The following is a 3144-nucleotide window of genomic DNA, read 5'->3' as shown; positions in this document are numbered from 1 at the left end:
GCAGTGGAAGCCGAGGCTGGTCAGGACGCGTTCCAGCAGGTCCATCGCCCCCTCGTCGGCGGGGGTGACGGAGGGTTTGCGGATCAGGTCGCGGGTCAGTTCGACAGGATCGATAACCGGATGTGATGCGGCGCTCATGGACCTGTGCTTTAGGGGGTTCGGACGATTGCGAGAAGGCTTCTCTCCATGCCGAAGATCGACATCGACAGCGCGCCGACCGGACACGGGACGGGCTACCCCGAGGAATTCGCCGGGCCGTGCAAGCCGCGACGGCGCTGGCGGCTGGGCGACGCCGTCGGGCTGGACCAGTTCGGGGTCAATCTGCTGCGCCTGCCGGCCGGGGCCTGGTCGAGCCAGAGGCACTGGCACGAAGGCGAGGACGAGTTCGTCTGGGTGGTGTCCGGCGAGGTGGTGCTGGTCGAGGACGAGGGTGAGACGGTGCTGAGGGCCGGCGACTGCGCCGGCTTCAAGGCGGGCGTTCCGAACGGCCACAGGATCGAGAACCGGTCGGGGGCCGAGGCGGTGCTGCTGGAGGTCGGGACGCGGACGCCGGAGGGCGACAGCGGCGACTATCCGGACATCGACATGGTGTTCCGCGCCGGCGGCTATTTCCATCGCGACGGGACGCCGTATCCCAAGGTTGACCGGCGGACGTGACGGTCGAGAGCGTAGAGTCCGGGTCGCCGACGCCGCCGGTTCCTCCGGGAGACGGCGAGCCGTCCAGTCCGTGGGGGGGCCGCGACTTCCGCCTGCTGTGGCTGGGCCGGGTCGTGGCGGTGCTGGGCATCCAGATCCAGTCGTCGGCCCTGCTGTGGCAGGTCTATGAGATCGCCCGGCGGGACCATCCGATCGAGGAGGCCAGCCTGTATCTGGGCCTCGTCGGCCTGTGCCAGTTCCTGCCGCTGCTGGCCTTCACCCTGCCGGCGGGGGCGATGGCGGACCGGCGCGACCGCAAGGTCACGGTGGCCGTGTCGATCCTGGTCGAGGCCGCCTGCGCCGGGGGCTTCCTGCTGATGGCGCTGCACGGGTCGCCGCCGCTGTGGGGACTGCTGGCAGTGGCGGCCCTGTTCGGGGCGGCGCGGGCGTTTCTGGCGCCGGCCAGCCAGAGTTTCCTGCCGATGGTGGTCGGTCGCCGGGCCCTGCCGCCGGCCATCGCGGCCCAGTCGATCGCCTTCCAGACCGGGGCCATCGCCGGGCCGGCGCTGGGCGGGGTGATCGTCGGGATCAATGTGCCGCTGGCCTATGCGGCGGCCATGGGGCTGTTCCTGCTCGGCATCGGCTGTTTCCTGCTGATCCGCACCAGCGGCAAGCCGCGGCCGGTCGAGACCGGGCTGACGCCGCTCGAGTCGGTCAGGGAGGGGCTGGCCTATGTGTGGAAGACCAAGATCGTGCTGGGGGCCATCTCGCTGGACCTGATCGTGGTGCTGCTGGCCGGGGTGGCGCTGCTGACGCCGATCTTCGCGCGGGACATCCTGCACGTCGGGCCGGAGGGGTTCGGCCTGCTGCGGGCCTCGTTCGGGGTCGGGGCCCTGGGCATGGCCATCTATCTGAGCCGCTTCCCGATCGTGCGCCACGGCGGGCGCTGGATGTTCGCGGCGGTGGCGGTGTTCGGGGTCTGCACCCTGACCTTCGGCCTGTCGAAGGCGTGGTGGTTGTCGGCGCTGGTGCTGCTGGTCGGGGGGGCGGCGGACATGATCAGCGTCAACATCCGCCAGACCCTGATCCAGCTGGCCACGCCGGATCACATGCGCGGGCGGGTCAGCTCGGTGTCGATGCTGTTCATCGGGGCGTCAAACGAGCTGGGCGAGGCCTATTCCGGGGTGGCGGTGCGCTTCCTCGGACCGGTCGGGGCGGCGGTGTTCGGCGGCTTCGGGGCGCTGGCGGCGACGGGGATCTGGGCGAAGCTGTTCCCGGGGCTGAGACGGGCCGACCGGCTGGATTGAGGTCAGTCGGACAGGCCGGGTTTGCCGCGGCCGCTCTTGATGGTCGAGCGTCTGGTCTTGCCCTCGAGGCGGCGCTCCTTCGAGGCCCGGGTGGGGCGGGTCGGGACGCGATAGACCGGGGCGACCGAGGCCTTGTCGACCATGGCCTGAAGGCGTTCGAGGGCGTCGGCGCGGTTGCGCTCCTGGGTGCGGAAGCGGACGGCGGTGATGACGATGACGCCGTCGAGGGTCAGGCGGCTGCCGGCCAGCTTCATCAGCCGCGCCTTGACCGGCTCGGTGAGGGAGGGGGAGTTGCGCACGTCGAAACGCATCTGCAGGGCGGTGGCCACCTTGTTGACGTTCTGGCCGCCCGGGCCGCCGGCGCGAAAGAAGCGGAACTCCAGCTCGCTCTCGGGGATGACGGTCATCGCCCCGGCCCTGCTGGAAGGGCCCGTTTGGCGATGACCACGGCGCGGTCCAGCGCCTGGAGGAAGGCCGAGCGGTCCTTCGGGCCGAACGGCGGCGGACCGCTGGTGGCGACGCCCATCGAGCGCAGGTGCTCGCCCACCATCCGTCCGGCCAGGGCCGAGCCGATCGAGTCGGGGGTGAAGGGCTGGCCGTTCGACTTCAACGCCTGGGCGCCGGCCTGCAGGCAGCGGTCGGCCAGGGGGATGTCTTGGGTGATGACGATGTCGCCGGGGCCGGCCCGTTCGGCGATCCAGTCGTCGGCGACGTCGGGGCCGGCGTCGACGACCACCTGCTCGATCCACGGCTCGCGGCGGGTGTTGATCCAGCCGTTGGAGACCACGAACACCTTGAGGCCGTAGCGTTCGGCGACGCGATAGACCTCGTCCTTCACCGGGCAGGCATCGGCGTCGATGAAGAGGCGGGGCGCGGTCATGGTCGGGACTAGCTGTCTGTTTCGGGGCGGGATGTCAAAGCGGCAGCCGCCGGGCCAGAAAATTGAGTCGCAGGAGTCGCACGGGCGCGCCTCGGGCGGCGCGGGAGCAGGTTCGATTGTCAAAGACCGGCGCCCGCCGGAGCGACGGGACAGGAGGAGTGTACGACGAGTTTCTCCTCAGGCGGGTTCGTGACGCTGACGGAGGGATGATGTGCAGGGAAACTCGTCGGTTAGGCCCGAAAAGTTTGATGGCCGGCGGCGGATTTGCAGCGCAGCAATTCACTTTCGTCATCCCGGGGTCTCGCTGCGCTCGCTCCCGGG

General features: G+C 70.3%; 4 protein-coding genes and 1 pseudogene. 2 read left to right on the top strand and 3 right to left on the bottom strand.

Features of this window, described 5'->3' with window-relative positions:
* Nucleotides 1-138, bottom strand: a pseudogene (locus RDU12_RS03325) (succinyl-diaminopimelate desuccinylase); the annotation flags it as partial.
* A gap of 48 nt (nucleotides 139-186) precedes the next feature.
* Between RDU12_RS03325 and RDU12_RS03320 the strand changes: the two are divergent.
* Entirely contained in the window at nucleotides 187-657 is a 471-nt protein-coding gene (locus RDU12_RS03320) for a cupin domain-containing protein (RefSeq protein ID WP_300289971.1), read from the top strand.
* Complete coding sequence (locus RDU12_RS03315) at nucleotides 654-1943, top strand: MFS transporter (RefSeq protein WP_308684095.1); 1290 nt, start codon at nucleotides 654-656, stop codon at nucleotides 1941-1943. Before RDU12_RS03320 ends, RDU12_RS03315 begins: the two co-directional genes overlap by 4 nt.
* 2 nt (nucleotides 1944-1945) lie before the next feature.
* On the opposite strand, the gene arfB is transcribed toward RDU12_RS03315, so the two are convergent.
* Nucleotides 1946-2350, bottom strand: coding sequence for an alternative ribosome rescue aminoacyl-tRNA hydrolase ArfB (gene arfB, locus RDU12_RS03310; RefSeq protein WP_300290129.1), 405 nt, complete (start codon nucleotides 2348-2350; stop codon nucleotides 1946-1948).
* Complete coding sequence (locus RDU12_RS03305) at nucleotides 2347-2823, bottom strand: YaiI/YqxD family protein (protein WP_300290128.1); 477 nt, start codon at nucleotides 2821-2823, stop codon at nucleotides 2347-2349. The genes arfB and RDU12_RS03305 overlap by 4 nt, the downstream gene beginning before the upstream one ends.
* Between the last annotated feature and the right edge of the window lie 321 nt (nucleotides 2824-3144).

Source organism: Brevundimonas sp. (assembly GCF_031082345.1).
Classification (GTDB): Bacteria; Pseudomonadota; Alphaproteobacteria; order Caulobacterales; family Caulobacteraceae; genus Brevundimonas.
Note: the sequence above shows the minus strand (reverse complement) of the source record. Positions and strands in the feature narration are given on the sequence as shown.